General features: G+C 66.8%; 19 protein-coding genes. 1 reads left to right on the top strand and 18 read right to left on the bottom strand.

The features are described from left to right. Positions 1–18 precede the first annotated feature (18 nt). From fadD32 to ACFK0J_RS01325, 17 genes are all read right to left on the bottom strand, one after another. Complete coding sequence (fadD32, locus tag ACFK0J_RS01405; protein WP_378735784.1) at positions 19–1932, bottom strand: long-chain-fatty-acid--AMP ligase FadD32; 1914 nt, start codon at positions 1930–1932, stop codon at positions 19–21. 191 nt (positions 1933–2123) lie between these two features. Next, a complete protein-coding gene (locus ACFK0J_RS01400) occupies positions 2124–3143 on the bottom strand; it encodes an LLM class F420-dependent oxidoreductase (protein WP_378735782.1) in 1020 nt (339 codons plus the stop codon). 269 nt (positions 3144–3412) lie between these two features. Further along, on the bottom strand, positions 3413–4357 hold the full coding sequence (locus ACFK0J_RS01395; RefSeq protein WP_378735780.1) for a cutinase family protein: 945 nt from the start codon (positions 4355–4357) through the stop codon (positions 3413–3415). A 38-nt stretch (positions 4358–4395) separates the two neighbouring features. Continuing rightward, positions 4396–4926, bottom strand: coding sequence for a DUF732 domain-containing protein (locus tag ACFK0J_RS01390; protein WP_378735778.1), 531 nt, complete (start codon positions 4924–4926; stop codon positions 4396–4398). Between the two features lie 101 nt (positions 4927–5027). Beyond that, positions 5028–6809 carry an alpha/beta hydrolase-fold protein gene (locus ACFK0J_RS01385; RefSeq protein WP_378743378.1) on the bottom strand — a complete coding sequence of 594 codons (1782 nt, stop codon included), beginning with the start codon at positions 6807–6809 and terminating at the stop codon, positions 5028–5030. Between the two features lie 193 nt (positions 6810–7002). Further along, on the bottom strand, positions 7003–8037 hold the full coding sequence (locus ACFK0J_RS01380) for an alpha/beta hydrolase (protein WP_378735776.1): 1035 nt from the start codon (positions 8035–8037) through the stop codon (positions 7003–7005). A gap of 405 nt (positions 8038–8442) precedes the next feature. Next, the gene (locus ACFK0J_RS01375; protein WP_378735774.1) at positions 8443–9438 is read right to left on the bottom strand and encodes an alpha/beta hydrolase; all 996 of its coding nucleotides are present in this window, start codon (positions 9436–9438) and stop codon (positions 8443–8445) included. A gap of 370 nt (positions 9439–9808) precedes the next feature. Then, positions 9809–10870: an alpha/beta hydrolase gene (locus ACFK0J_RS01370; protein WP_378735772.1), complete on the bottom strand. Its 1062-nt coding sequence runs from the start codon at positions 10868–10870 to the stop codon at positions 9809–9811. A gap of 299 nt (positions 10871–11169) precedes the next feature. Further along, complete coding sequence (locus ACFK0J_RS01365; RefSeq protein ID WP_378735770.1) at positions 11170–12231, bottom strand: alpha/beta hydrolase; 1062 nt, start codon at positions 12229–12231, stop codon at positions 11170–11172. A gap of 238 nt (positions 12232–12469) precedes the next feature. Then, positions 12470–14434 (bottom strand): flagellar motor control protein ZomB, encoded by a 1965-nt coding sequence (zomB, locus tag ACFK0J_RS01360; protein WP_378743376.1) that lies wholly within the window; start codon positions 14432–14434, stop codon positions 12470–12472. A gap of 4 nt (positions 14435–14438) precedes the next feature. After that, positions 14439–15365 carry a decaprenyl-phosphate phosphoribosyltransferase gene (locus ACFK0J_RS01355; RefSeq protein ID WP_218472610.1) on the bottom strand — a complete coding sequence of 309 codons (927 nt, stop codon included), beginning with the start codon at positions 15363–15365 and terminating at the stop codon, positions 14439–14441. Position 15366: 1 nt separating this feature from the next. Further along, the gene (locus ACFK0J_RS01350) at positions 15367–15921 is read right to left on the bottom strand and encodes a phosphatase PAP2 family protein (protein ID WP_378743374.1); all 555 of its coding nucleotides are present in this window, start codon (positions 15919–15921) and stop codon (positions 15367–15369) included. Between the two features lie 142 nt (positions 15922–16063). After that, positions 16064–18004 (bottom strand): glycosyltransferase, encoded by a 1941-nt coding sequence (locus ACFK0J_RS01345; RefSeq protein WP_378735768.1) that lies wholly within the window; start codon positions 18002–18004, stop codon positions 16064–16066. Continuing rightward, positions 18001–19230, bottom strand: coding sequence for a UDP-galactopyranose mutase (gene glf / locus ACFK0J_RS01340; protein ID WP_378735766.1), 1230 nt, complete (start codon positions 19228–19230; stop codon positions 18001–18003). Before glf ends, ACFK0J_RS01345 begins: the two co-directional genes overlap by 4 nt. Before the next feature lie 173 nt (positions 19231–19403). Then, entirely contained in the window at positions 19404–19970 is a 567-nt protein-coding gene (locus ACFK0J_RS01335; RefSeq protein WP_378735764.1) for a hypothetical protein, read from the bottom strand. Between the two features lie 86 nt (positions 19971–20056). Continuing rightward, positions 20057–20812 (bottom strand): MerR family transcriptional regulator, encoded by a 756-nt coding sequence (locus ACFK0J_RS01330; protein WP_378735762.1) that lies wholly within the window; start codon positions 20810–20812, stop codon positions 20057–20059. 82 nt (positions 20813–20894) lie between these two features. Further along, a complete protein-coding gene (locus ACFK0J_RS01325; RefSeq protein WP_378735760.1) occupies positions 20895–21833 on the bottom strand; it encodes an EamA family transporter in 939 nt (312 codons plus the stop codon). A 107-nt stretch (positions 21834–21940) separates the two neighbouring features. Here ACFK0J_RS01325 and ACFK0J_RS01320 point away from each other — a divergent pair, with 107 nt between their 5' ends. Next, the gene (locus ACFK0J_RS01320; RefSeq protein WP_378735758.1) at positions 21941–22441 is read left to right on the top strand and encodes a MarR family winged helix-turn-helix transcriptional regulator; all 501 of its coding nucleotides are present in this window, start codon (positions 21941–21943) and stop codon (positions 22439–22441) included. A gap of 27 nt (positions 22442–22468) precedes the next feature. On the opposite strand, the gene ACFK0J_RS01315 is transcribed toward ACFK0J_RS01320, so the two are convergent. Further along, on the bottom strand, positions 22469–23935 hold the full coding sequence (locus ACFK0J_RS01315) for a SpoIID/LytB domain-containing protein (RefSeq protein ID WP_378735756.1): 1467 nt from the start codon (positions 23933–23935) through the stop codon (positions 22469–22471). Positions 23936–24038 lie beyond the last annotated feature (103 nt).

The raw sequence follows: 24038 nt of genomic DNA, 5'->3' as shown, positions 1-24038 counted from the left end.
GAGGGCACCCCTGGGCAATTACTCTTCCGGTGCATCGGGGAATGCCTGCTGGGTGTAACCACCCCGCAGCGTTCCCTCCAGATAGGCGGCCTTGCAGGCCCGCCGGGCGATCTTGCCGCTGGAGGTCCGCGGAATCGAACCCGCGGGAACCAGCAATACGTCTCGAACGGTGACGCCGTGGCGCGAGGCCACCGCGGCGCGGACCTCGTCCGCGATGGGTAGCGGGTCGGCCTTGCCCGCGCCCGGCCCCCGCTCGGCCACGATCACCAGCTGCTCGGAGGCGTCGTCGGCGTCGAACTTCAGTCCCGAATGGCTGCCCTGTTCGAAGACCAGCGCGGGTAGTTGATTGGCGGGCACCGAGAACGCGGCGACGAAGCCGGGGCGTAGCGCCTTCGAGGCTTCCTGCGCGGAGAACTCCAGATCCTGCGGGTAGTGGTTGCGGCCGTCGACGATCACCAGGTCCTTCACCCGCCCGGTGATGTACAGCTCGCCGTCCAGGTACACGCCGTAGTCGCCGGTGCGCATCCAGTTGGCGTCGCGGTCGGTGCCTTCGGCGTGGCTGCCCTCGGGCAGCCGGTGCGGCACCTTGTTATGGAAGGTCGCCGCGGTTTCGTCCGGCCTGCCCCAGTAGCCGATGCCCATGTTGTTGCCGTGCAGCCAGATCTCGCCGACCCGGCCGTCGGGTAGCTCGCGCCCGCCGTCGGCCTCGACGGTCTCCGGATCGACGATCACGGCCCACTGCGACAGCGCGACGTAACCGCAGGAGACCTGCGCGATGGCGTTCTCCGAGCCGGGTTCGACCTTGACCATCCGGCCCGCGTTCAGCTCGTGCCGGTCGACGTAGGTGACCTTGGCTTCGTCCTCGGCCTTGGTCGCGGACACGAACAGCGTCGCCTCGGCCATGCCGTAGCACGGCTTGATCGCGGTCTTGGGTAGGCCGTAGGGGGCGAACGCCTCGTTGAACTTCTTCATCGAGGAGGTGGTGACCGGCTCGCTGCCGTTGATCAGGCCGATCACGTTCGACAGATCGAGCGACTCGCCGTTCTTCGGCAGGCCCCGGGCCGCGGCATGCTCGAACGCGAAATTCGGTGCGGCGGCGAAGGTTCCGGCGCCGTCGGACTGCGCGGCGAGTTCCTTGATCCAGCGGTACGGACGGCGGACGAACGCACTCGGCGACATGATGGTGATGTACTTGCCGCCGACCGCGGGCAGGATCACCGTCAGCAGGCCCATGTCGTGGAACAGCGGCAGCCAGGTGACACCGCGCGAGTTCCAGTCCAGGTTGATCGCGTCCACCATCTGCAGCAGGTTGGTGCCGACCGCGCGGTGGGTGATCTCCACACCGGCCGGGGTACGGGTCGAGCCCGAGGTGTACTGCAGGTAGGCGATGTCATCGATCGCGATGTCCGGGCGCACCCAGCCTTCGCCGACACTGTCCGGGATGGCGTCGACCGCGATGATGCGCGGTCGCTGCGCGGCCGGCAGCGCACGGAAGAACTGACGCACACCGGCCGCCGAGGAGCTGGCGGTCAGGATGGCGGCGGGCTCGCAGTCGCCGAGCACGGCATGCAGGCGATCGGTGTGGCCTGGCTCGTCCGGGTCGAACAGCGGCACCGAGATGGTGCCGGCGTAGATCGCGGCGAAGAAGGAGATCACGTAATCCAGACCCTGGGGGGCCAGGATCGCGACCCGGTCGCCCGGGTTTGTCACCTGCTGCAGTCGAGCGGCCACCGCGCGCAGCCGAATGCCGAACTCACGCCACGTCAGTTCCTGCGCCTCGCCATCACGCTCACGCGAGTAATCGATGTAGCGGTACGCCAGGGTGTTCGCGTCGTTCCGGGTGTGCTTCTCGACGTGATCGACCAGGGTGTGATCCTCGGGAATTCGGATGTTCCCGGTCTCGTCCAGGTAGTCGTCGAAAGTCTCTTCCATTCCTTCTTCTCCTCCGAGGCACGCACAGCAAGACGGCGACAACGCCGCTGTTATCTGTGAGGCCCCGACTCGCTTTCGCCCGCGGGTGGCTCCAAGTGCCCGAGTCAGCCTGCAGTTATTGGGCGGTCTGCGCGGTGACCGCTATCGGCTAGATGTACTCAAACCAGAGTCATGTTACAGAGAAGACCGGCTCACTCGTCTCGCAGCAGGGGAATAACGGGGGCGAATGCGTCCATCTGGGTGGGAAAGACCCCGACATACGACATCGAGGTGAGTTGGCGCACACGACGGATCTGCTCGGCGATTTCCTCGAAGCTGCCGATGGCCACATACGGCGAGTTGAGGATGTCCTCGACCGAAAGCTTCACGTCCACCTCGAGATCCGGGTGCAGGCCGCGCTCGATCGCGGAAAGCGCCATCTCAGCGGTCTTCTCGCGATCGTCGGTGATCACGATGGCGGTGATGGCCCAGTTCAGCTCGATGTCGGCGAACCGGTCACCGGCGGCTTCCCGGATCAGGTTCACCTTCTCGATCGTCTTCTCGAGCGTGATGCCCGACAAGAGGCCTTTACCATTCTTCGTGGTCACCGGCACGACGGAGATGATGTCGGCGTGCTTGGCCGCCAGCCGCAGCATCTTCGGGCCGCCGCCGCCGGTGCAGATCGGCGGGCGCGGACCCTGCCGCGGCCGCGGCGTGCCCTTGATCCCGCGCACCTGGTAGTACTCGCCCTCGAAGGTGCACTCCTGACCGCGCAGCAGCACGTCCAGGATGGTCAGCGTCTCGTCGAGTTTCGCCAGCCGAACGCCGGGTGTCTCGTAGGGCAGACCCGCGGCGACGAACTCGTCCTGCTTCCAGCCCGCGCCGACACCGACCTCGAGCCGGCCCTTGGACAGCACGTCGATGGTGGCCAGATCCTTGGCCAGCACCACGGGGTGCCGGAAACCGTTGGCCAGCACCGATGTTCCGAGGCGGATCTTCTCGGTGGCCTGGGTCAGCGCGCCGAGGGCCGCGATCGGGCCGATCTGGTCACCCAGGTGATCGGGCACGACGAAGGTGTCGAAGCCGTATTCCTCGGCCTGCTGCGCCGTCTGGATGAACTTGCGGGCGCCACCTTCTTGCTTATTTCCCTCGCCGGCTGCCGCGAAGCGGAAGCTGCGCAACGGCGTACCAAGCGCGGTCGACTCACCGGCTGGTGCGGCGGCTTCTGTCATGAACTCATGCTCCTGGCTGTAAGGAAATTCGGGCGCGACGGTGCAGGCCGGTCCTGCCCCGAGCGCGGAGTCGGGGTTGCCTGCGTCGCGATCACCAGCGCACTTTACAGCGTGCCGGCCAACCGGAGTCGCGCTTGTCACGGCAGTACTGGGTGTACTGCCTGCCGACCCGGGAATTGCCTGTGACTTCTCACGACTCCACCTCGCTGAGGCTCGGCTCCGTCGTGCGAAGAACGCGCTGCATCCTCGGTTCGCTCGCTGACGCTCACTCACGAATGCGGCGGATGCGGCGCGGATTCGATGAGACCGTTCGCCCAGTTGACGGTCCACTGGGTGGAGGTGGTCCCGTTCTCGTCGACGACGAAACCGTTGTACAGCGCGTGCACCGGATTGCCCGCCGCGCGCACCAGTGCGCCGACGCTGCCCATGATGTTCCACGGGCTCAACGCTTCTCGCGGTGCGTCGCAGATCAGGTCGCCTTGCGCGCAAATGGTGTAGGTGCGATCGGCCAGTTCACCGAAGCCGCCGGGTCGCGGCCCGGTCATGGTGATGCCCGGCACGTTGAGGCCCTTCAGCGCGACCTCGGCACCGACCCCCGATGGCACCGCGCCGATCTGGATGGGCTGGCCCGGACCGGTATCCCCGGTGCGCCGACCATCCGAAATGAGCGTCACGCCGAGCACCTTGTTCGCCGGGACCGGCCCCTTGCCCGCGCCGATCTGCGCGGCCACATCGCCCGCGATCACCGCGCCCTGGGAGAACCCGGCGATCACGTAGGTGGTCAGCGGACATTCGCGGTATCGCGCCTGCATCGCGTCGACCATCCGCTGCGTGCCCTCGGACCGGCTGTTGTTATAGGACTGCTGACCGTCCGGCGGGATCGCGATCGGATTGGAGAACTGCGCGACGTACGGGACGGTGTACACGTCCAGCCGTTCCTTCGGGAATCGCTGCTCGACCGGGTTGGAGATATTGAGCATCAGCGACACCGGGTTCGCGGTGGGATTGTGCGGGTCGTCGTTGCTGTTGGACTCCCAGGTGCCGGGCACCGAGATCATCTGCACATCCGGACAGGTCGCCGACTGCGAGGTCGGCTCCTTCGGCGGCTTCGGCCCCGGCTTCGGCTGGCGCAGCAGCCCGGCCAGCAGGTACCACAGCAGCAGCACCACGACGATGATCAGGATGGGAATCCCGATCAGCAGGAGACATCCCACCGGCCGCGACCGGCGGGATGTCGAACCGCGGCGCGCATTCACTGGCAGTACGTCTGCTTCGCGGCGCTGATGTAGATCTGCCCGGCCTTCTCCACCGGCATCTTCGCCGGATCGAAGGACGGATCGGAACCTGCCATCGCGCTCACGAAGGTCATCAGGTCCTGATCGGACGCACCGGACGCGCTGCCCTGGCACACGTAGTTCGCCACGCTCAGCGCGATATCAGGGGTGGACGGGGTGACGCCCTGCTGCTTCAGCGCGTCTAGGTACTTCTTGTCCTTGTCGCTGAGCTTCGAGGTGTCGGCGGGCGGCGCCGCTTCGGCGGGCACCGGCTGTGGCCGCTCGGGCGCCACCGTGGCTTCCGGCGTCTGCTCGGGTTCGGGGGCCGGCGCCGGCTGTCCGGTATCGGCGCTGGTGGTGGACGAGGCGGGCGGCTGCGTCGCCGCCGTGGTGCGGGTCAGCGTCGGCGTGCTCGACGCGGTCGAGTCGTTGCCGCCACAGGCGGCAAGCAGGCCGGTAGCGGCGATCGCCACAACAACGCCGAATACCTTTCCACGGGTCCTCTGCATGAATTCTGTCCTCGATCTGTTCGCAAACGGGGGAGGTCGCCCACCAGGCTAGCGGCAAGACCTGAGCAACCGGGGGCAGACAACAAACAGACCGGTCCGATTTAAAGGCCGTGAACCTCCGGTTTGCCATCTCGCACAATGATGAACCCGGCTTGGAAGTTCTGCTGCACACCGCCGGGAACCGGGAACTCGTCGCTGATCGGATACCCGAGCTTGCCGTTCTCATAGCCGAGCACCTGCCAGGCCTCCATGATCGGGCCGTTGCGCACGGCCCACGCACCCGACAGTGGACTCCAGTAGATATTGCCGCCCTCGAAACGGCTGTACCGGCCGAGGTCCTTCAGCGGCTGTTCCTCGGCGGCGGGGAAGCCGAGCCAGCTGTTCTCGTAACCCATCTCGGCGTATTTGCCCAGGATCATGCCCTGCACCCGGTGCACACCGGTCTTGGCGCTGTAGTAGAACGGGCCGTTCTCGAAGGCCTGCACGGCGCCGTCCCGGTTCGGCGTCTTGACCTCGGGTGCGATGGGATAACCGGCGGGCCCGCCCTCGTAGCCCTGCTTGCCCCACTCGTCGAGGATCGCGCCGCGCACCACCTGGGCGCCGGTCTGCGGCGTCCAGTAGAGCGAGCCGCGCTGGAAAGTCTGCATTCTGCCCTTGCCGTCGGGCAGTCCGCGTTCGTCGCCGGTCGGCAGCCCGAGCGGCCCGCCCGGGCCGAGCGCCGCCTGATACCCGCCGCCGATCATGCCGCCGACCGGGTGCGCGCCGCCGCCCTGCGCGAAAAAGACCCGGCCGGACCGGAAGTCCTGCGCCACCCCGCCCGCCACCGGGTACTCGCCGGTGACACAGTCACCGAGCCAACCGTTGGCGGCGGCCACCGTGGCGATCTGGCCCGCGGCGGCGCACGCGGGCTTACCCGGGTCGGTGCCGAGCGCGGACGCGGCCTGGGTCCAGGATTGGCGCATCTCGAAGTCCCAGTACGGCCAGGAATGCGTGCCGGACGGGCGGTAATTCACCTGGGCCGGGATGGCCAGCTTGCCGAGTTTGGTGACGAAGTTCTGCGAGGTGAGCCGGGACAGGATCTCCAATCCCATGCCCGCGTAATTGGTGCTGACCCCCGGGATGCCGGACGCCTGGTCGAACGGACCACTCGCGCCGCTGCCACTGGAGACGTAGAGGGCGACCCCCTTCAGCTTCTCGGCCAGCGTGTACGGATCGTGCGCGGCCCATTCCGGACTGGTCGGCGGGCCCCACATGGCGCCGACGTCGAAACCGCCCGCCTCGCGCATGGCGAACTGGATGGCCTGCGGCATGCCGATCGTGGTGGTGGTGAGAAAGCCCGAGTAGGACGCGGCGTATCTGGCGAAGCCGGGGTTACGCGCGGCCAGGAACATGGCCGCCGTGCCGCCCATCGAAAGTCCTTCCATGCCACGGACATCCGTCGCCCGCCAGGCTTCCTCGAGCAGCGGCGGCAACTCCTTGGTCAGGAAGGTTTCCCACTTGTAGTTCTTGCCGTTGTTCGGTTGTAGCCAGTCGGAGTAGAAGCTGGACTGACCGCCGATCGGCAGCACCACGGTGACGTTCTTGTCGGCGAAGAAATCGACGGCGCCCGCGTCCTTGGTCCAGCCGCTCTCCTCGTCGGTGGCGCGCAGGCCGTCCAGCAGGTACAGCACCGGGAAGCGCGCGTCGGGGCGGGTGTTCCAGTCCCTGGCCAGCAGCAACTGCACCTGGATCGGCGTGGCCATGGACGGCGAGTTGATCCACAGCGCCACCCGGCGGTCGGTCAGCCAGACCACCTTCTGCACGGTTGCCGGGGCGACGGCTTCCGGGGTAGCGGCGGGCTGCGCGGCCGCGGGCGAAATGCCCGCCGCCAAGGGGATCACCATGGCGGTGGCGAGCACCGCTAACCGCCCGCGAGCCGGTCGCACGCCGCGACGCTCGCGTCTCCCCCATCTGCCGCGCCGAATCCCTGCCACAAGAGCTTTCTACTCCGCTGTTCGGCATGTTCCGGGGAGGACACGCACGAAAACGATTCGGGCCGTACCCCGATGGGGTACGGCCCGAATCGTCAGTCAGATATCACCAGGCGCCGGTGGCGTCCAGGATCTGGTTGCGGGAGGCGAACAGCTGGCCCTCCCAGTACTTCCAGGAGTGGGTGCCGACGGCCGGGAAGTCGAACCGGGCCGGGATACCCAGCGAGGCCAGGCGAGCCTGGAACGCGCGGGTGTTGACCAGCGAGAGCGCCTCGAGCGCCATCGCGTTGCCGGTGTTGAAGACGCCGATCGCCGAGTTCGGCGCGTCGTACTGACCCGGCAGGCCGCTGGCCGCCGAGATGTACATCGGCAGGCCCTTGAGCTGCGGTGCGAACACGAAGGGGTCCATCCGCAGCCACGCCGGGCTCCACGGCGCCGCCATCGAGTCGACGTTGAACTTGCCCGCGTCCAGCATGGCGATGCGGATGGCCTCACGCATGCCCGGCGCGGAGATGTTCAGGTAGCCGGAGTAGGAGGCGGCGAACTTGAACTGGTCCCGGTGGTAGGCGGCCAGTGCCAGCGCGCCACTGCCGCCCATGGACAGACCGGCCACCGCGTTGTTGGTGCGCGAGACGCCGTAGCCCTCGAGGAAGGCCGGGAGCTCCTTGGTCAGGAAGGTCTCCCACTTGTAGGTGGTCTTCTGACCGTTGGTGTTGCTCGGTGCGTACCAGTCCGTGTAGAAGCTGGACTGACCGCCGACCGGCATGACCAAAGTGATGTTGTCGTTCGCGAACTGCTGCAGTGCGTTCGTCTCGAACGACCACGCATTGCGGTCGTCACGCGCCCGCAGTCCGTCGAGCAGGTAGAGCGCCGCGTTGCCGCCGCGCGATGCCCACTGCACCTGAACCTTGATCGGGCCCATGCTGGACGGGACCATCAGATCTTCGAATCCGCCTGCGGGAGCACGCAATACCGGTGCGTGCACCGGCGCCGCGGTGGCGATCGGGGCCGCCATACCCGCGGCGATCGGTAGCGCCATCACAGCGGCACCGACTGCCAGAATTCGATTACGCCAACTACGAGGTGCGCCTCGCCGTCCCGACTTCGTTCTCATCGGCGCGGCCGCCCTGCCGAAACGCATGAATCCTGCTCTCTTTCTGCTTTTCTGCCTGTTGTGGTGCCGTCCGCGACCCCGAGGGGTCGAACCGCACCAGTGCTGCCAACGAGACGCCTGCCACGTCGCACCGGACCCCGACATTCCGGCACACGTGGCAGCGCTACAACGATCTGGTCACACTTGCGCTCGCTGGACGATATTCGACGCCTGAAGCCTTAGCAAGGCCGAGGCAACCAGGTGGCCGAAATCCGCCCGTACGCAATCTGTGATGGTGCGGTGACCCTATCGCGTTCCGCTGGTTATTGTCGTGCCGGAGCACCAAATTTTTACCTGATGGCCGGAAGTGTCAGCACCGCGGCGCGAGCGTCAGGCCCGGAGGAGGCAGCGGAGCGTAACCACGCAGGGCCCAGGGAGTGCCGCGAATTCAACTCAGCCCAAATTCGCGCTGAGATCGGGCAGCATCTGGAAGACCTGGTCCTGCCAGTAGTTCCAGCTGTGCACACCCACCGGCGTGTAGACGAACACGGCGTTGCTCGGTCCGAGACTGTTCATCCGCGCTTCGAACGCACGGGTATTGGCGAGCGCGATCGTTTCCAGCGCCATCGCGTTGCCGAGGTGGTAGACGTCGATCGGCGCGTTGATCACATCGCGCGGCCCGTTCACGCCGTTGCCGGTGGCGATCCACAGTCGAGTTCCGTTGTCGCGCAACAGTGGCGCGAACATGAACGGGTCGTTACGCAACCAGCGCGGATCCCATGGCGGGCCCCACATGGCGTCGATGTTGTAGCCGCCCGCGTCGAGCATGGCCAGCCGCAGCCCCTCCTTCATGCCGGGCGCGGAAATGTTCAGGTAGCCCGAATACGAACCGGCATAACGGAACTGGTCGGGATGGTATGCGGCCAGGGCGAGCGCGGCGCTGCCCCCCATGGACAGCCCGAACACGCCGTTGCCGTGTGGGTTGAACCCGAGGCGGTCGCGCAGCGCCCAGCGCAGGTTGTCGGTGAGGAAGGTCTCCCACGCGTAGGGCCGCTGTTGGCCATTGGTATTGCTGGCCGCAATCCAGTCCGAATAGAAGCTGGACTGCCCGCCGACCGGCATCACCAGATTGATGTTCCACTGCGGCAGCACGCGGGAGATCTCGGTGTCGACTTCCCAGCCGCTCAGATCGTTGCGGGCCCGCAGCCCGTCCAGGGCGTAGACCACCCGGTGGGTGTTGCCGTCCGCGGCCGGGAAGATCCGCGACTTGATCGGGCCCATGCTGGAGTCGACCCAGAAGTCGAAGCCATCGGGATTGTGCGCGGCCTGCGCGTCCGGGCCGAGGCCGCCGAGGGCGGCGCCGAACGGCAGCGCCAGTGCGAGCACGAGACCTGCGACGCCGCGGCGAAGCCGGCGGCGGCCGACCATATCGGGCGTACTGGCTACCATTCCGCGTACTTCGGCTGAACGCATCGATTCGACCTTTCGCCCGCGCGGTCGTCGTTGACCGCAACTGTGGTGCATGGAGATCGATACACGCCACCGAGGGCTTCCAGCGCGAAGTTCTCGGCCTTATCGCTCTTCATAGGCACTTGTTCGTTCTCTGCCCTCTGGAAAACGCCCAGCGATGCGGGATCGTGATGAAAACCAAAGATTTGCCGCGGTTAAAGGTTTTCCCCGAACGACTCGGCCCGCGTAGACCGGAATAGCTTCCCAGCGATCAATCAGACAATCGACTGGCTCAGTGCGGGCAGGCCGGCCGAAACGACAGACCGCCCGGCGCTTGGTAGCGCCGGGCGGTCTGTTTACCAGGATTTCGTCAGCCGATATTGGCGGACATGTCCGGAATCATCCGGTATGCCTCATCGGTCCAGTTGTTCCAGGCGTGGATGCCGAAGGCGGGATAGGAGTAGACGGTATTACCGCCGCCCAGCGTCGCCATGCGGACTTGGAACGCGCGAGTGTTCGCCAGTGCCAACGCCTCCAGGCCCATGCCGTTGAGGGTGTTGAAGCTCGGCGGGTCGTTCGCCGCGGGCAAGCCGCTCGCCGCGGCGATCCACAAACGGGTGCCGTTGCGGACCAAATTGGGTGCGAAGACGAACGGATCCATCCGCAGCCACTGCGGGCCCCACGGCGGCGCCATCGAGTCGACGTTGTAGCCGCCCGCGTCGAGCATCGCGATGCGGATCGCCTCCCGCATGCCCGGCGCGGAGATGTTCAGGTAACCGGAGTACGAACCGGCGAAGCTGAACTGGTCCGGGTGGTAGGCGGCCAGCGTGAGCGCCGCGCTGCCGCCCATGGACAGGCCGAACACGCCGTTGCGGTTCGGGTTGAACCCGAGCCGGTCGCGCAACGCGTTGCGTAGGTCCTGGGTCAGGAAGGTCTCCCACTGGTACCGGTAGCTCTTGCCGGGCCCGGCGGCCAAGATGTTGAGTGCGCCGGAGCCGGAGGACGAGCCCGAGCCCGCCGGAATGCCGAGCAGCTCACTCGGCGCGTTCCAGTCGGCGTAGAAGCTGGACATACCGCCGACCGGCATGACGACGTTGATGTTCCAGTCCGCCAGCACCTGGGGAACGTTGGTTTCGATCTCCCAGCCATTGAGGTTCTCGGGGGCGCGCATGCCGTCCAGCACGTAGGCGACCCGGTTGGTGTTGCCGTCCCTCGCGCGCAGGATCCGGGACTTGATCGGCCCCATGCCGGAGTCGACCCAGAAGTCGAACGCCGCGGGATCGAAGGCCGCCGATGCGGTGGCGCCGCTGCCTGCTGCCGCTATTCCGAAGGGCAGCAAAAGGGCCACAGCGATCCCCAGTGCGGACCGCTTCATCCACGAACCAGTCACTCCGGACCTACCGGGTCTACCTTTCCAGCGGGCAATTCGCATCAAACTCGACCTTTCGTTCGGGCGACCGGGGGGCAAACAACTGGCGATCTCCACCGGCCCCCTCTTCGGACACCGAGAGCCGCCGTCCGCTCTATCCGGACGAATCGACCTCTGTGCATGTTCTCCGTGTATCAATCGGCACCGGATGCTTATATGTTGCTGGAAAGTGACCCATGCCACAACTCGCCTACCGCTACCCCTCCACATTCGTTACCAAACCCGAGTTGGACGACTGGCAAACGAAAGACCGCCCGGTGCACTCGGCACCGGACGGTCCGGTCGAACAGACTTACCCGAAATCACCCGATATTGGCGGACATATCCGGGATCATCCGGTAGACCTCGTCGGCCCAGTAGGTCCAGTTGTGCACACCGACGGCCGGGAAGTCGTAGGTGGCGTTGTTGGCGCCCAAGGTGAGCATCCGGACCTGGAACGCGCGGGTGTTGGCGAGTGCCAGCGCCTCGAGTCCCATCGCATTGACGGTATTGAAGCTCAGACCGTCGGCCGCGCTCGGCAGACCGCTACCCGCGGAAATCCACAGCCGGGTGTTGTTGGCCTTGAGGCGCGGGGCGAACACGAACGGATCCATCCGCAGCCACTGCGGGCCCCACGGCGGCGCCATCGCGTCGATATTGAAGCCACCCGCGTCGAGCATGGCCACCCGCAGCGCCTCGCGCATACCCGGCGCCGAGATGTTCAGGTAACCGGAGTACGAACCGGCGTAACGGAACTGGTCCGGGTGGTAGGCCGCCAGGGTCAGCGCGGCGCTGCCGCCCATGGACAGGCCGAACACGGCGTTGCCGGTCGGACTGAAGCCGAGACGGTCCCGCAGCGCGTAACGCAGGTTCTGGGTGAGGAAGGTTTCCCACTTGTAGGTGTTCGTCTTGCCCATGCCCGCGGAGCCCGACAGCAGGCCGGAGCCGGAGTTGGCGGAGCCGGTGGACGAGGACCCGGCGCTGCCGAGACCGAAGAAGTTGCTCGGCCCGGTCCAGTCGGCATAGAAGCTGGACGGACCGCCGACCGGCATGACGACGTTCATGTTCCACTTGGTCAGCTCGCGCACGACCTCGGTGTCGACTTCCCAGCCGTTCAAGTCCGGTCGCGCCCGCATGCCGTCCAGCGCGTAGACCACGCGACTGGTGTTGCCGTCGGCGGCTCGGAATACCCGGTTCTTGATCGGACCCATCTCGGAGTCGACCCAGAAATCGAAGCCGTCCGGGTTGAATGCCGCGGACGCCGGTCCGGCCGGGCCTGCCACCGACACCCCGAGCGGTAGCAGAATCGCCATCGATACCAGCACCGAACGTTTCAGCCAGGATCCGGCTCTTCGAGTATTCAGACGCCCGATCACGCCTCGCATCAGTTTCGACCTCTCGTTCACGCAACGGCATCGGCCGTCGTCTATCACGATGACCCGCCGATGCCCACAACTAGTCGACGTCATGGCGGGCGTACTTTCGCAGCCTAGCGTGTCATCGATACATGGGCGTTATCGAACCGAGACAGAGCGGTGCATGCCACGTTGTGGAGGGTTACCAATGCGACCACTGGGCCCCCTGTGAAAGGAGGGCCCAGTGGGGCTTTGTCAGTCCGCTTGACTAGCGCGGTGCCTGCGGGGCCTTGGGGAACGGATCGACCAGACCGCAGCGCTGGATCTCGTACTTGGGCACCCGATCGATCCGGTACTTGGCGAACCGCAGCGCGTTGCGCAGATTGTGCCGGAAGCGCTCGAAGGTGAACGGGTCGCGATAGGAGACCAGCAACGCCTCGGTGTCCGGGCAGGACATCGCGGTGCGCGCCTGGGTCACCCACTTCTCGTCCAGGTACCACGGCATCCACGGCTTCTTGTCCACCATGCCGGTGTCCACGATGACCCAGTCCGGGTACAGGCTCTTGTCGTGCCCGATCCGGCCGTCGGTGAGCCGCTCGGTATGCGCGGCGAGCGGATAGGCCAGGCCCATCTGGTCGATGACGCGCACGTCCAGCGGAACGTTCATGCTGGTCATGCCGAGATTGAGGAAGTAGACCGTGTGTCCGGCGCCGCCGGCCGGGATCGGCTGTGGCGGTGGGGCGATGTACCAGAACATGAACGACGGCGAGTTCAGCAGCAGGCCACCGTTCGGGGTCTCGGCGATGTTGTCGACCATGGCGCGGATGCGCGGGTAGTCCAGGTAGTCCTCGGCCAGGATCGGATGGTCGTGGCCGGTGTTGAGGACGTAGTAGACGCGCTCGTCCACGATGCCGGACGAACTGATCTTGGTGCCGGTCTTGATCGCGGTCGTGTTCGCGGCGAACAGCGCCCAGCCCGCAGCGCCGAGCAACGCGAAGAGCACCACCGCGAAGGACCAGTCGACGGCCGTCGCCGACCGCAGTCCACCCGCGGGCAGCCGGATCGGCACCACCGCGACCGGCAGCAGCAGCAAGAACAACTGCGCCAACAGCATTCGGCCGTGCATGAAGTCGCCGCCGACGCGCAGTGCGTACACCGTGAGCAGGAATCCACTCAGCAGCACCAGGGTGACTACCGCACCGGGCGAGCGCAACCACACCCGAATTCGCCGCACGCTCCACCGGGGCTGTTCGTCCGGTGCGGCATGCCGACCGCCCGGATCCGCGGGCGCGCCGGGCTTTCCGCGCGCCGCGACCACTCCCGCGACGAGCAGCACCAGCAGCGGCACCCACAGGTAGTACGGACCCACGAGATCCCACAGATAGGTGAAGCCCTGACCCCACTTGGCACCGCCCGCGTCCTTGGCGACCGCGGTGTTCGGGTAGGGCAGGCCGTAGTAGCCCATCCGCCAGATCTGGTAGCCGAGCGGCACCAGTCCGGCGACGGCAACGATCAAGGCACGCAACACGATCGGGCCGAACCGGAATTCCGGCATCGGCGCGATCACGATCATCAGCAGCGCGAGCCCGCCGACCAGCGTCATCTCCGGCCGGATCAATGGGGCCAGCCCCGCGAGGAACACCAGGCCGAGCAGACCCGGGAGTCGGACGCGCTCCGCTTGGCTCCAGCGGATCAGCTGCCACCACAGCAGACCCAGCCAGCAGATCACCAGACCGCTCTCCAGGCCCGAGGTGACGTAGTCGCGGGCGGGCGGGACGGCGATGTAGACCAGCATCCCGGCGGGCAGCAGCAGCGCCGACTCGGTGCCGCCCCACAGCCGCGCCGCGCCGAGCATGGCGAACACCACGGCCGCCATCGACGCCGTGAACGCGACACCGAGCACGACGTACTCCAGCCGCGCCTCGGTCAGCCAGCTGAAGAACCAGACGATGTAGGTCCACGCGGTGCTGGTGTTGGTCTCGACCCGCTCGCCCTCGTTGAAGACGGGCCCGTTGCCGGCCAGCAGGTTACGCACCGTGCGCAGCACGATCAGGCCGTCGTCGGCGATCCAGCGACGCTGCCAGCCGCCGACGGCGAAAAGGAGGACGGTGAGCGCGACCCCACCGACGAACGTGGCAGTGGATAGGCGGGCGAACCGCGACGCCGAGCGGGCCGGCTGTTCAGCCGGCCCCTCGTTCGCGTATTCCGTTCGCTCCACTTCCGCTACCAGCATCTCGTCAGGTGAGATAGACAGCGACACCTACCGCTCCGATCCAGGCAATTGCGAGGAACTGGAGGACGCGATCCCCCAGCGCGATCTCTTCGGGTTCACCGGCCTCGCCGCCATCGACGTCGACCGCGTAACGCAGGATAGCGATGGTAAACGGAATCATAGAGATAGAGAACCAATTGGTGTCTTTCAGACCGTCCTGCTGGAACGCCCACAGACCGTAGAACACCACGACGGCCGTTGCCGCGAGGGTCCAGATGAACCGCAGGTAAGTCGGCGTGTAGTACTCCAGCGACTTACGGATCTTGGCGCCGGTCCCCAGCGCGATCTGCAGTTCGGCATAGCGCTTGCCCGCCGCCATGAACAGCGAACCGAACGCCATGATCAACAGGAACCACTGCGACAGAATGATATTCGCGGCCGCGCCACCGGCGACGGCACGCAGCAGGAAGCCCGAGGACACAATGCAGATGTCCAGCACCGCCTGGTGCTTGAGCCCGAGGCAGTAGGCCAGCTGGATGCCGATGTAAACCGCCATCACCACGGCCAGATGCCAAGAGGCGAGGAACGATCCGGCGATCGAGCCGACGAGCAGCACCACCGAGAGGAGGTACGCCAGTTTGATCGGGACGACACCCGCGGCGATCGGCCGGTACCGCTTCGTCGGGTGCGCCCGGTCGGCATCCACGTCGAGCGCGTCGTTGATCAGGTAGATGCCCGAGGCCGCCATGCAGAACACCACGAACGCGATCCCGATGGGCCTGAGCACGTCGAGCTCGTTGGCCGTGCCCGCGGCCAGCGGGGCCGCGAGCACCAGGACGTTCTTGACCCACTGCCGTGGCCGGACAGCCTTGAACAGCCCACCGGCCAATGTCTTCGGCGGACCCTTGACGACCGCTTCGGCTAGGTCGGTTCCGGTTGGCTCTTCACTCATGTCAACTACCAAGGCTCTTTCTGTGGCGGTCATCGAGTCTCTTTTCGGCGGCAAGCACTACGGCGGCGGACGCGGCACCGAGCGCGGAACCGGCGAGCACATCGGAGGGATAGTGCACCCCGAGCACAACCCGGGACAGCAGCATCGGCGGGACGAGCACCGCAGGAAAGGGTAGCCCGGTCAATCTGCCGAGCAACACCGCCGCCGCGGTCGTCGAGGTGGCATGCGAGGACGGGAAGCTCAGCTTGCTCGGTGTCGACACATTGACCTGCACCGACGGATCGTTGGGGCGGGGCCGCCGGACGATCCGCTTGATGACGATCGAGGCCGCGTGCGCGCCGACCGCGCCGACCGCAACACCGGCCCACTGCCTGCGCCGCGGCTTGTCGACGACCCAGCCCGCCGCGGCAATGCCGACCCAGCCGAGCGCGTGCTCACCGAAGTGCGACATGCCGCGCGCCGCCTTGACCACCTCGGGTGTCCCGATCCTGGCCTGCACCGCGTTGAGGATCTTCACCTCGGCCGGCGCCTGCCGCGCCGCCGGCACCGCGGACACCGGTCCGCCGTGGCCGTTGGTGCTCTGCAGCGGCTGGTTCACCGCGGTGTTGTCCGCGAGACTCACGACTCCGCCTCGCTGACGCTCGGCTCCGCCGTGCGCCTCGGCACGCTGTAGCCCCGGTTCGCTCGCTGACGCTCCCTCACTGCTCGTCACCCTTCGTCTCGGCGCCGATGCCGAAGGCATTTTCCCAGGCCGCGGTGCTGGTCAGCTGCGGGTGGGCGGCGCGGTAGCGCTGCTGCATCTCGGGGAAGCGCGCGGCCAATTCCTTGCGCAGACGCATGGCTTCCTTGAACAAGCCGAGGGCCTGGCGCGGGTCGCGCTTGCGGTAGACGACGCCGCGGCCGTCGGCGGTGGTGACCGTAACGCCGTCGACCTGCGACAGCAAGAACCAGCGCGCGTCCAGCGTCGGGACGTTCAGCTGCGGGGTCTGGTGGTGCTGGGTGTGCGCCGGGCGCAGGTTGTGCACCAGGCCCTTGGCCAGCCGGACCACCTTGGCGATCGGGTTGGCCGGCTCGCCGACCGCACCGACCTCGACGTGGCTGGCCAGCGGCAGCTCGGTGGAGGAGGGCAGGATGACCGCGTCCGGGAACTGCTTGCGCAATTCGTGCACCGCGCCGAGCGCGCTGGGCAACAGCTGGAACAGCCGCTCCGGACCCGCCAGGAAGTCGCGGATCGCCAGGTTCTGGATGGCAACCGTCGAATACTCCAGGCACAGCAGGTGTTTCAGGGTCGCCTTGATCGTGTTCGCGACCATGGCCCGGCCGTTGCCCGGCAGGTGCAGCGAGGCGACGACCAGCCGGTTGCGCAGGTGGAAGTACGCCTGCCAGTCGATGGCGTCGTCCTTGTCGCTCCACGCCATGTGCCAGACCGCGGCACCGGGCAGGGTGACCGTGGAGTAGCCGTGCACCCGGGCGCGCAGACCGTATTCGACGTCGTCCCACTTCAGGAACAGCGGCAGCGGCTGCCCGATCTCCTCGGCGACCCGGCGCGGGATCACGCAGGTCCACCAGCCGTTGAAGTCGACGTCGATGCGCCGGTGCAGCAGCTTGGAGTTGTCGCGGTCCTTGAGCGGGTACTTGGCGAAGTCGTGGTCGTACTCGACGTTCGGCGCGGAGGTCCACATGAAGATGCCGCGGTCCACGACCTCGCCCATGCTGTGCAGGTGCGAGCGCTCCTGCAGGTTGAGCATCTGCCCGCCGACCAGCATGGGCGACTTGGCGAATCTGGCGAAGGCCAGCGCGCGCAGGATCGAGTCCGGCTCGATCTCGATGTCGTCGTCCATGTAGACGATGTACTGGGCGTCGGTGGTCTTCAGCGCCTCGTACATCACCCGGCTGTAGCCGCCGGAGCCGCCGAGGTTGGGCTGGTTGTAGATGGCGAGCCGATCGCCGAGCACGGCGGCGGCCTCGGTGAAACCGGCCTCGTCGACCACCTTGCGGTTGCCCTGATCGGCGACGATCACCGCGGCGATCTTCTCCAGCACCAGCGGGTCCGAGCCGAGCGCGGCAAGGGTTTTCACCAGATCCGTCGGCCGGTTGAAGGTCGGCATGCCGACCGCGATGGTGCCCTCATCGGGCGCTTCGACCGGCGCGTGCCAGCCACCGGACAGCAGGGTGACCGCGGTGTCGGTGGTGATGTCGAACCAGATCCAGCCGCCGTCCTCGAACGGGCCCAGATCGGTTTCGAACTCCACGTGCACCGACTCCGCACCGCGCGCGACAGCGAATTCCTTGCCCTGCACGTGGATTCGCGAACCATCCGCCTTCGACCGGTACACGTCGACCCGACCGTGACCGGCCAGCTCCAGGCGGAGCACTACCGATCCCAGGATGCTCCAGCGGCGCCAGTAGCTCGCGGGCAGCGCGTTGAAGTAGGTGCAGAACGACACCTCGGACTCCGCGCCGATCGACAGCGAGGTGCGGGTGGTGGCGTGCGCGCGCTTGGCGTTGGTCGCCGACTCCTCGACATAGAGGGTGCGTACGTCCAGCGGCTCACCCGGCCTCGGCAGGATGATGCGCTGCAGCAGCGATTTCGCGCGGGTCTCGGTGGTCATGTCTTCCACAATGGATTGGGAGGTCATTCTGCACTTTCGTCAGCGAGCGGCGCACCGGTCTCCAGATGCGGCCGCAGCACATTGTCGAACATGCTCAGCGCGCTACCGATCGCCATGTGCATGTCCAGGTACTGGTAGGTGCCGAGGCGGCCGCCGAAAAGGACCTTCTCCGTTGCCGTTTCCTTCTTGGCCAGGGCGCGGTAGGCGGCCAGCTTGGCCCGGTCCTCCGGCGTGTTGATCGGGTAGTACGGCTCGTCGCCGGTCTGCGCGAAACGGGAGAACTCGCGCATGATCACGGTCTTGTCGTTCGGGTAGTCGCGCTCGGGGTGGAAGTGGCGCGGCTCGATGATGCGGGTGAACGGCACGTCCGCGTCGTTGTAGTTCATCACCGAGGTGCCCTGGAAGTCGCCGGTCTCGAGCACTTCGGTCTCGAAATCGATGGTGCGCCAGCCGAGTTCGCCCTCTTGGTAGTCGAAGTAGCGGTCCAGCGGGCCGGTGTAGACGACGGGGGCGTCCGGGTTCGCGGCGCGCAGTTCCTCGCGCACCTCGAACCAGTCGGTGTTCACCCTGACCTCGATGAGGTCGGAGGCGGCCATGTTCTCCAGCCACTTGGTGTAGCCCTCTTTGGGCAGGCCCTCGTAGGTGTCGTTGAAGTACCGGTTGTCGAAGGTGTAGCGCACCGGGAGCCGGGTGATGTTGCCCGCGGGCAGTTCCTTCGGGTCGGTCTGCCATTGCTTGGCGGTGTAGTCGCGGACGAATGCCTCGTACAGCGGGCGGCCGATCAGCGAGATCGCCTTCTCCTCGAGGTTCTGCGCGTCCTTGGTGTCGACCTCCGCGGCCTGCTCGGCGATCAGCTTGCGCGCCTCTTCCGGTGTGAAGTAGCGGCCGAAGAACTGCGAGATCAGGCCGAGGCCCATCGGGAACTGGTAGGCCTGCCCCTTGTGCATCGCGAAGACCCGGTGCTGGTACCCGGTGAACTCGGTGAACTGGGTGACGTAGTCCCAGACCCGCTTGTTCGAAGTGTGAAACAGGTGCGCCCCATATTTGTGGATCTCGATCCCGGTGTCCGGGTCCGGCTCCGAATAGGCGTTGCCGCCGAGGTGGTAGCGACGATCGATCACCAGCACGCGTTTGCCGAGTTCGTTAGCGGCGCGTTCGGCGACGGTCAGCCCGAAGAAACCGGAGCCGACGACGATCAGATCGAACTGTGAGGTGGAGTTGGCGGAGTTACCCGGGGACGATGCGACGGTCACGGGAGCCCAGAGTATCGGAAGTCCGCGCCGGGCCCCGGTGGAGTCGCGAGACGCACAGACCCACACCGCGCCGGTGCCCGATTTCGTGCCCGAGCCACCCGAATTTCCCCGCCCGTTTCCCAAAAGCAGACCTACTGGCCACGGTCCCCCCGTTGAATGTCCGCCCGCACCCCTCAGCCGGACATTTCCCGCCGGCCATCCACTCCCGAACCTGCTTCGACCCAGGTTTCGGTGTAGTGGGCGGAAGTGAGCAGGTATACGGCCAGCGGTAGGGCGAGCCCTGCGACGCCGGCCACCCAGTCGCGGTGGACGAAGGCGGTCAGAATCCCGACGAGGCCGCCGAAGGCGCTGGTGAGCGGATCGGCTATCGGGCCTTGCGCCGGGAACCAGTCGATGGCGTAGTCCGGTTGGTAGCCGGTAAGCGAACAGACAAGACCCACAAGGGCGATCGCCGACAGCACGCCCGAGGCGAGCAGCACCGTGTACCGACCGGCCTGATCATGGCGGAACATCAGGGCGGCACCGTAAATGAGGGCGAACGCGGCCAGCAACCCGCCGAGTCCGCCGAAGATCGCCAGTGAGTTGTCGAGATCCGCCGGACCGTGCCCGAACGGTTCCAGCAGAGTTCGTGCACCCCAGACGTTGCACAGTCCGACGAGCAATGCCAACACGCCCGCGGTCTTCGGGACGAGCCCGCTCGGGACCGCCGGTGCGGCCACGGCCGGATTTCGGTAGGTCATGTCGAACATCCTCCCCATCGGTGGTGGCCGGACCGGCGACGGCCGGCACGCGTCAAGTATGCGTACCGGCCGTCTGTCGGGTGTATCTACAGGTTGGCTTCGGCGTAGACCTTCATGGCGTCGCGGACGAACTCCACGGTGCCCTTGCCGTGCACGTCGTAGTTGGCCCCGAACCGGGGGTCCGCGACGTACATCTCGCCGAGGCCGATGAAGGCCTCCTCGAGCACGGCCCTGCCCTGCCAGCCGTCGCCGATCCACGCGTGGTGACGGGCGACGATCGCCTGGACCTCGGGGCTGTCGGGCGCGAGCCCGTCGGCATGTGCCCTGCCGTAGTCGGCGGCGATGTCCAGGTGGGTCTGGAAGTGCGCCTGCTTCTGCTCCTCGCTCAGCGAGCGCCACCACTTGTCACCGCTGTCGTAGGCGTCCTTGCCCCAGCGTTCGATCACCTCGTCCTTGTACTGAGTGTGGTCGAAGCCGTCGAAAACCTCTGCGGCCATCAGTTGTTCACCTCTTTCCGTCTTGTGCAGCGTGGTTTGCACCGACTCGATCTGGCGCCGGATCCGATCCTGTTCCTGCCGAAGCAGTTCCAGGTGCGTGCGCAATGCGACGGTGGTGTCCTGTTCCCCGGCAAGGACTTCGGCGATGACCGGTAGGCCGAGGCCGAGTTCTCGCAGCAACAGGATGCGTTGCAGCCGCACCAGGGAGTTCTGGTCGTAGTAGCGGTACCCGTTGGTGCCGATCCGGCTGGGCGGCAACAGCCCGAGCTCGCCGTAGTGGCGCAGCGTGCGGCTGGTGGTACCGGCCGCCTTGGCCAGATCCTGGATGGACCATTCGGTGCGCACGACCTTTCTCCCTTCTCATCTCGTCGGTGTACCCAGCATGCAAGTTGACGTTACGTCAAGGTCAACCCGCTTTATCAGCAGATCAGCGGGCTGCCACCAAGACGGGCACGACCGGCTTCGGCACGGTGACGGTCACCTTCGGCTTGCCCGCCAGCTGACCGAGCACGGTGCCGACCAGCGCGATGACCAAGCCGAGCAGTTGCAGCGGGCTGAGCGCCTGGCCGAGCGCGATCCACCCGATCACGGCGGCGGACACCGGGCTCAGCAGACCGAGGAAGGCGACCGAGGTGGCGGGCACCTTGGAGATGCCACGGAACCAGAGCCAGTAGGCCGCCGCGGTTCCGACGATGCCGATGTACAGGTAACCACCGACCGCCTGACCGTCCAGCGCGGGCGGCACACCCTCGATCAGCAGCGCCAGCGGCAGGATGAACAGCCCACCGGCGGTGAGCTGCCAGCCGGTCAGCGCGAGCGGACCGACCCCTTCCGGACGCCCCCACCGCTGGGTGAGCACGGTGCCCGCCGCCATGGACGCGGCACCGGCCAGTCCGGCGACGACGCCGACGGTATCGAGTTGCGCATTGGCGCGCAGCACCACGAGCGCAACCCCGAAGACGCCGATCAGACCGGCAATCACCTTGCGCCCGTTGGGCTTCTCGGCGAGTACGACGGTGGCCAGACCGAGCGCGAACATCGGCGCGACCGCACCGAGCACGCCCGCGACGCCACCGGGCAACCGGTACGCGGCGAGGAACAGCAGCGGGAAGAAGGCCCCGATATTGAGCAGGCCGAGCGCGGCGGCGCGCCCGACCCAGATGCCACGCGGGAGGATCCTGGTGATGGCGAGCAGCGCGAGACCGGCGGGCAGCGCGCGGACCAGCGCGGTGAACAGCGGGCGGTCCGGCGGCAGGAATTCGGTGGTGACGGCGTAGGTGGAGCCCCAGACGATGGGGGTGAGGGCGGTGAGCGCCAGGGTGCCCGCGTACGAGTTTCCGGTGCGCGGGGTGGTGCTTATGGTCATGTCGTTCGCTCCTCATTGATAATCTCAACGTTGAAATATCTACCCGCCCAGGTGTCTCAGCGTCAAGTAGATCAATGTTAAGATTCTTACAGTCGAGAGGAGAAGCCATGGCGGACGCGGTGGATCTGTTCACCCAGCACTGGAACCGGGAGCGCCCGGAGGTCGACGTCTCGCCGATGGCGGTGCTCGGCCGCATCCAACGGCTGTCGCGGTTGATCGAGCAGGACCTGAAGCGGTTCTTCAGCGAGTTCGGGATGGAGTTCTGGGAGTTCGACGTGCTCGCCACCCTGCGCCGCTCCGGCGGCGACGAGGGGCTCACCGCGGGCGCGCTGATCAAGGTGGCCATGGTGACCTCGGGCGCGATCACCAACCGGATCGACCGGTTGGTGACCAAAGACTGGGTCGAGCGCGTGCCATGCCCGCAGGACCGCCGAGTGATCCGGGTCCGGCTCACCGCGGCAGGTCGCAAGATGATCGACGACCTGCTCCCGAAACACATGGAGAACGAGCAGCGGCTACTCGCGGCGCTGGACCCGGAATCGCGACAGCAGCTCGCGGGCTTGTTGCGGACGCTGGCCGAATCGCTCGGCGATGGGGCGCCCGACTGAGCTGAGCGACAGGCCCGCTCGTCGCCGCTACGCCGTATCTCGCGCCGGCGCTCCGGGCCACGGCGCACCGCTCGTCGCACCCGACGGAATCGGGACTCCCGGTGTCGGAGGTGGTGTCGGAGTGGAGGCCGTTGTCGGTGCCGCCGTGCTGCCGGGCGGTACCGAAGTCGAGGGCGACAAGGTGATGCCGGAAGGTGCCGACTCGTGTGGTGGCGACACGACCGGGGGCGCAACAGAACCGGATGGATTGGATTCCTGCGCGGCAGGATCCGGCACCAACTGCAGCAGGGTGGTGAAGTCGACGACCTGGGCGCCGAGGGTGTCCGTAGAAATGATGACGCCGTTGGTGAACAAGCGATACGTCCCGGCGTTTTCCGGCAGTACCATCTCCGGGCCGAGTGGCCGACCGACCGTGCTGGCCGCACCACCGATCCGCCGGTACTCCACGTCGATCGCCGATTCGCCGACGGCCGCCCGTTTCCGCGGATCCAGCGGAGCGCTGGGTGCGGTAGGGACCAGTTCGCGCACCGCCGGGCCGACGTCGAAGGTGTAGATATCGGCAGGCTCTCCCCCGCCCGGCGCGGAGGAATACTCCGACCGCAAGATCCGGCCGTCGCGCAGCAGCACGGTCCCCGCGGTGGCGGCGACGGCGGCGGCCGCGCGCGGATCTTCCTTGACGGTGCCGGGATACACCTGACAATCGCTGCTGTCACAACTCTGCGCGTACGAATAGCGTTGCTCGGCAAGCACATACGAGCGTGCGGCGATCGCCTGCGCCCGCAGCGCCTCGCCGGCGCCCTTGTCCGCCCAGTTGGCCTGCACTTCGGCCGGAACGACACCGAGCAGATAGTCCTCCACATCGACGCGATTCACGGTGCGCGCCGCCCCGTTCTCGGTGGCCACACCGAGCGCGCCGCGATACGCCGTGCCACCGCAGAGCGTCAGGTGTTCCGCGGCGGGACGGTTCGGGCCCGGCGCGACCGGGTAGACCCACGGATCATCGGTCGCCGCCTGCCACAGCACTTCGCCGTCGCAGCCGAGGGTCACCACCACGTTCGCGCCCCCATCGGGCAGCGGGGTGAGATGTGCGGCCTGCCCGGCCTGAACCACTTGACCGGCGACCCGAAGACCGGCGGGTGCGTAGGTGTCGAGCGTGGAGTCGTCTTGTGCGGTGAGCCGGACTCCGACGTTGGTTGCTGGAACAGTGCCGAGAGCGGCACCGGGGTAGTAGTGCTCGAGGATTCGTTCGGCCATCCACCCCTGCTGGGCATTCTCGAACGCCCCGAGCTGACTCATCCCGCGCCCGTGCCCCGGCCCCGCCAACGTTCGATACGGCGCTTCCCCCGGCCAAGCCCACAACACGAGCACGGTGCCCGCGGCCAGCGCCGCACCGCCGGAGACCAGTACCGGACGTAGCGATAGCCCAGGTTGTGGACGTCTGCCCCGCCCGCGACGGAATGCCCGTTTGCCCCTGCGCGCAGATTTCACCCGCATTTGTGCTCCCCCCGTGCTCTTTCGTTCCGGTGCTGTTTGACGTCGCATCCGTTCACTCCCACGGTTTTCCAGGGCCGGGCGGATTCGATACCTGTCGGCATGT

It is taken from the genome of Nocardia brasiliensis (assembly GCF_042691675.1).
Taxonomy (GTDB): Bacteria; Actinomycetota; Actinomycetes; order Mycobacteriales; family Mycobacteriaceae; genus Nocardia; species Nocardia brasiliensis_D.
The sequence above is the reverse complement of the archived record's forward strand: the minus strand, read 5'-3'. Positions and strand labels throughout refer to the sequence as shown.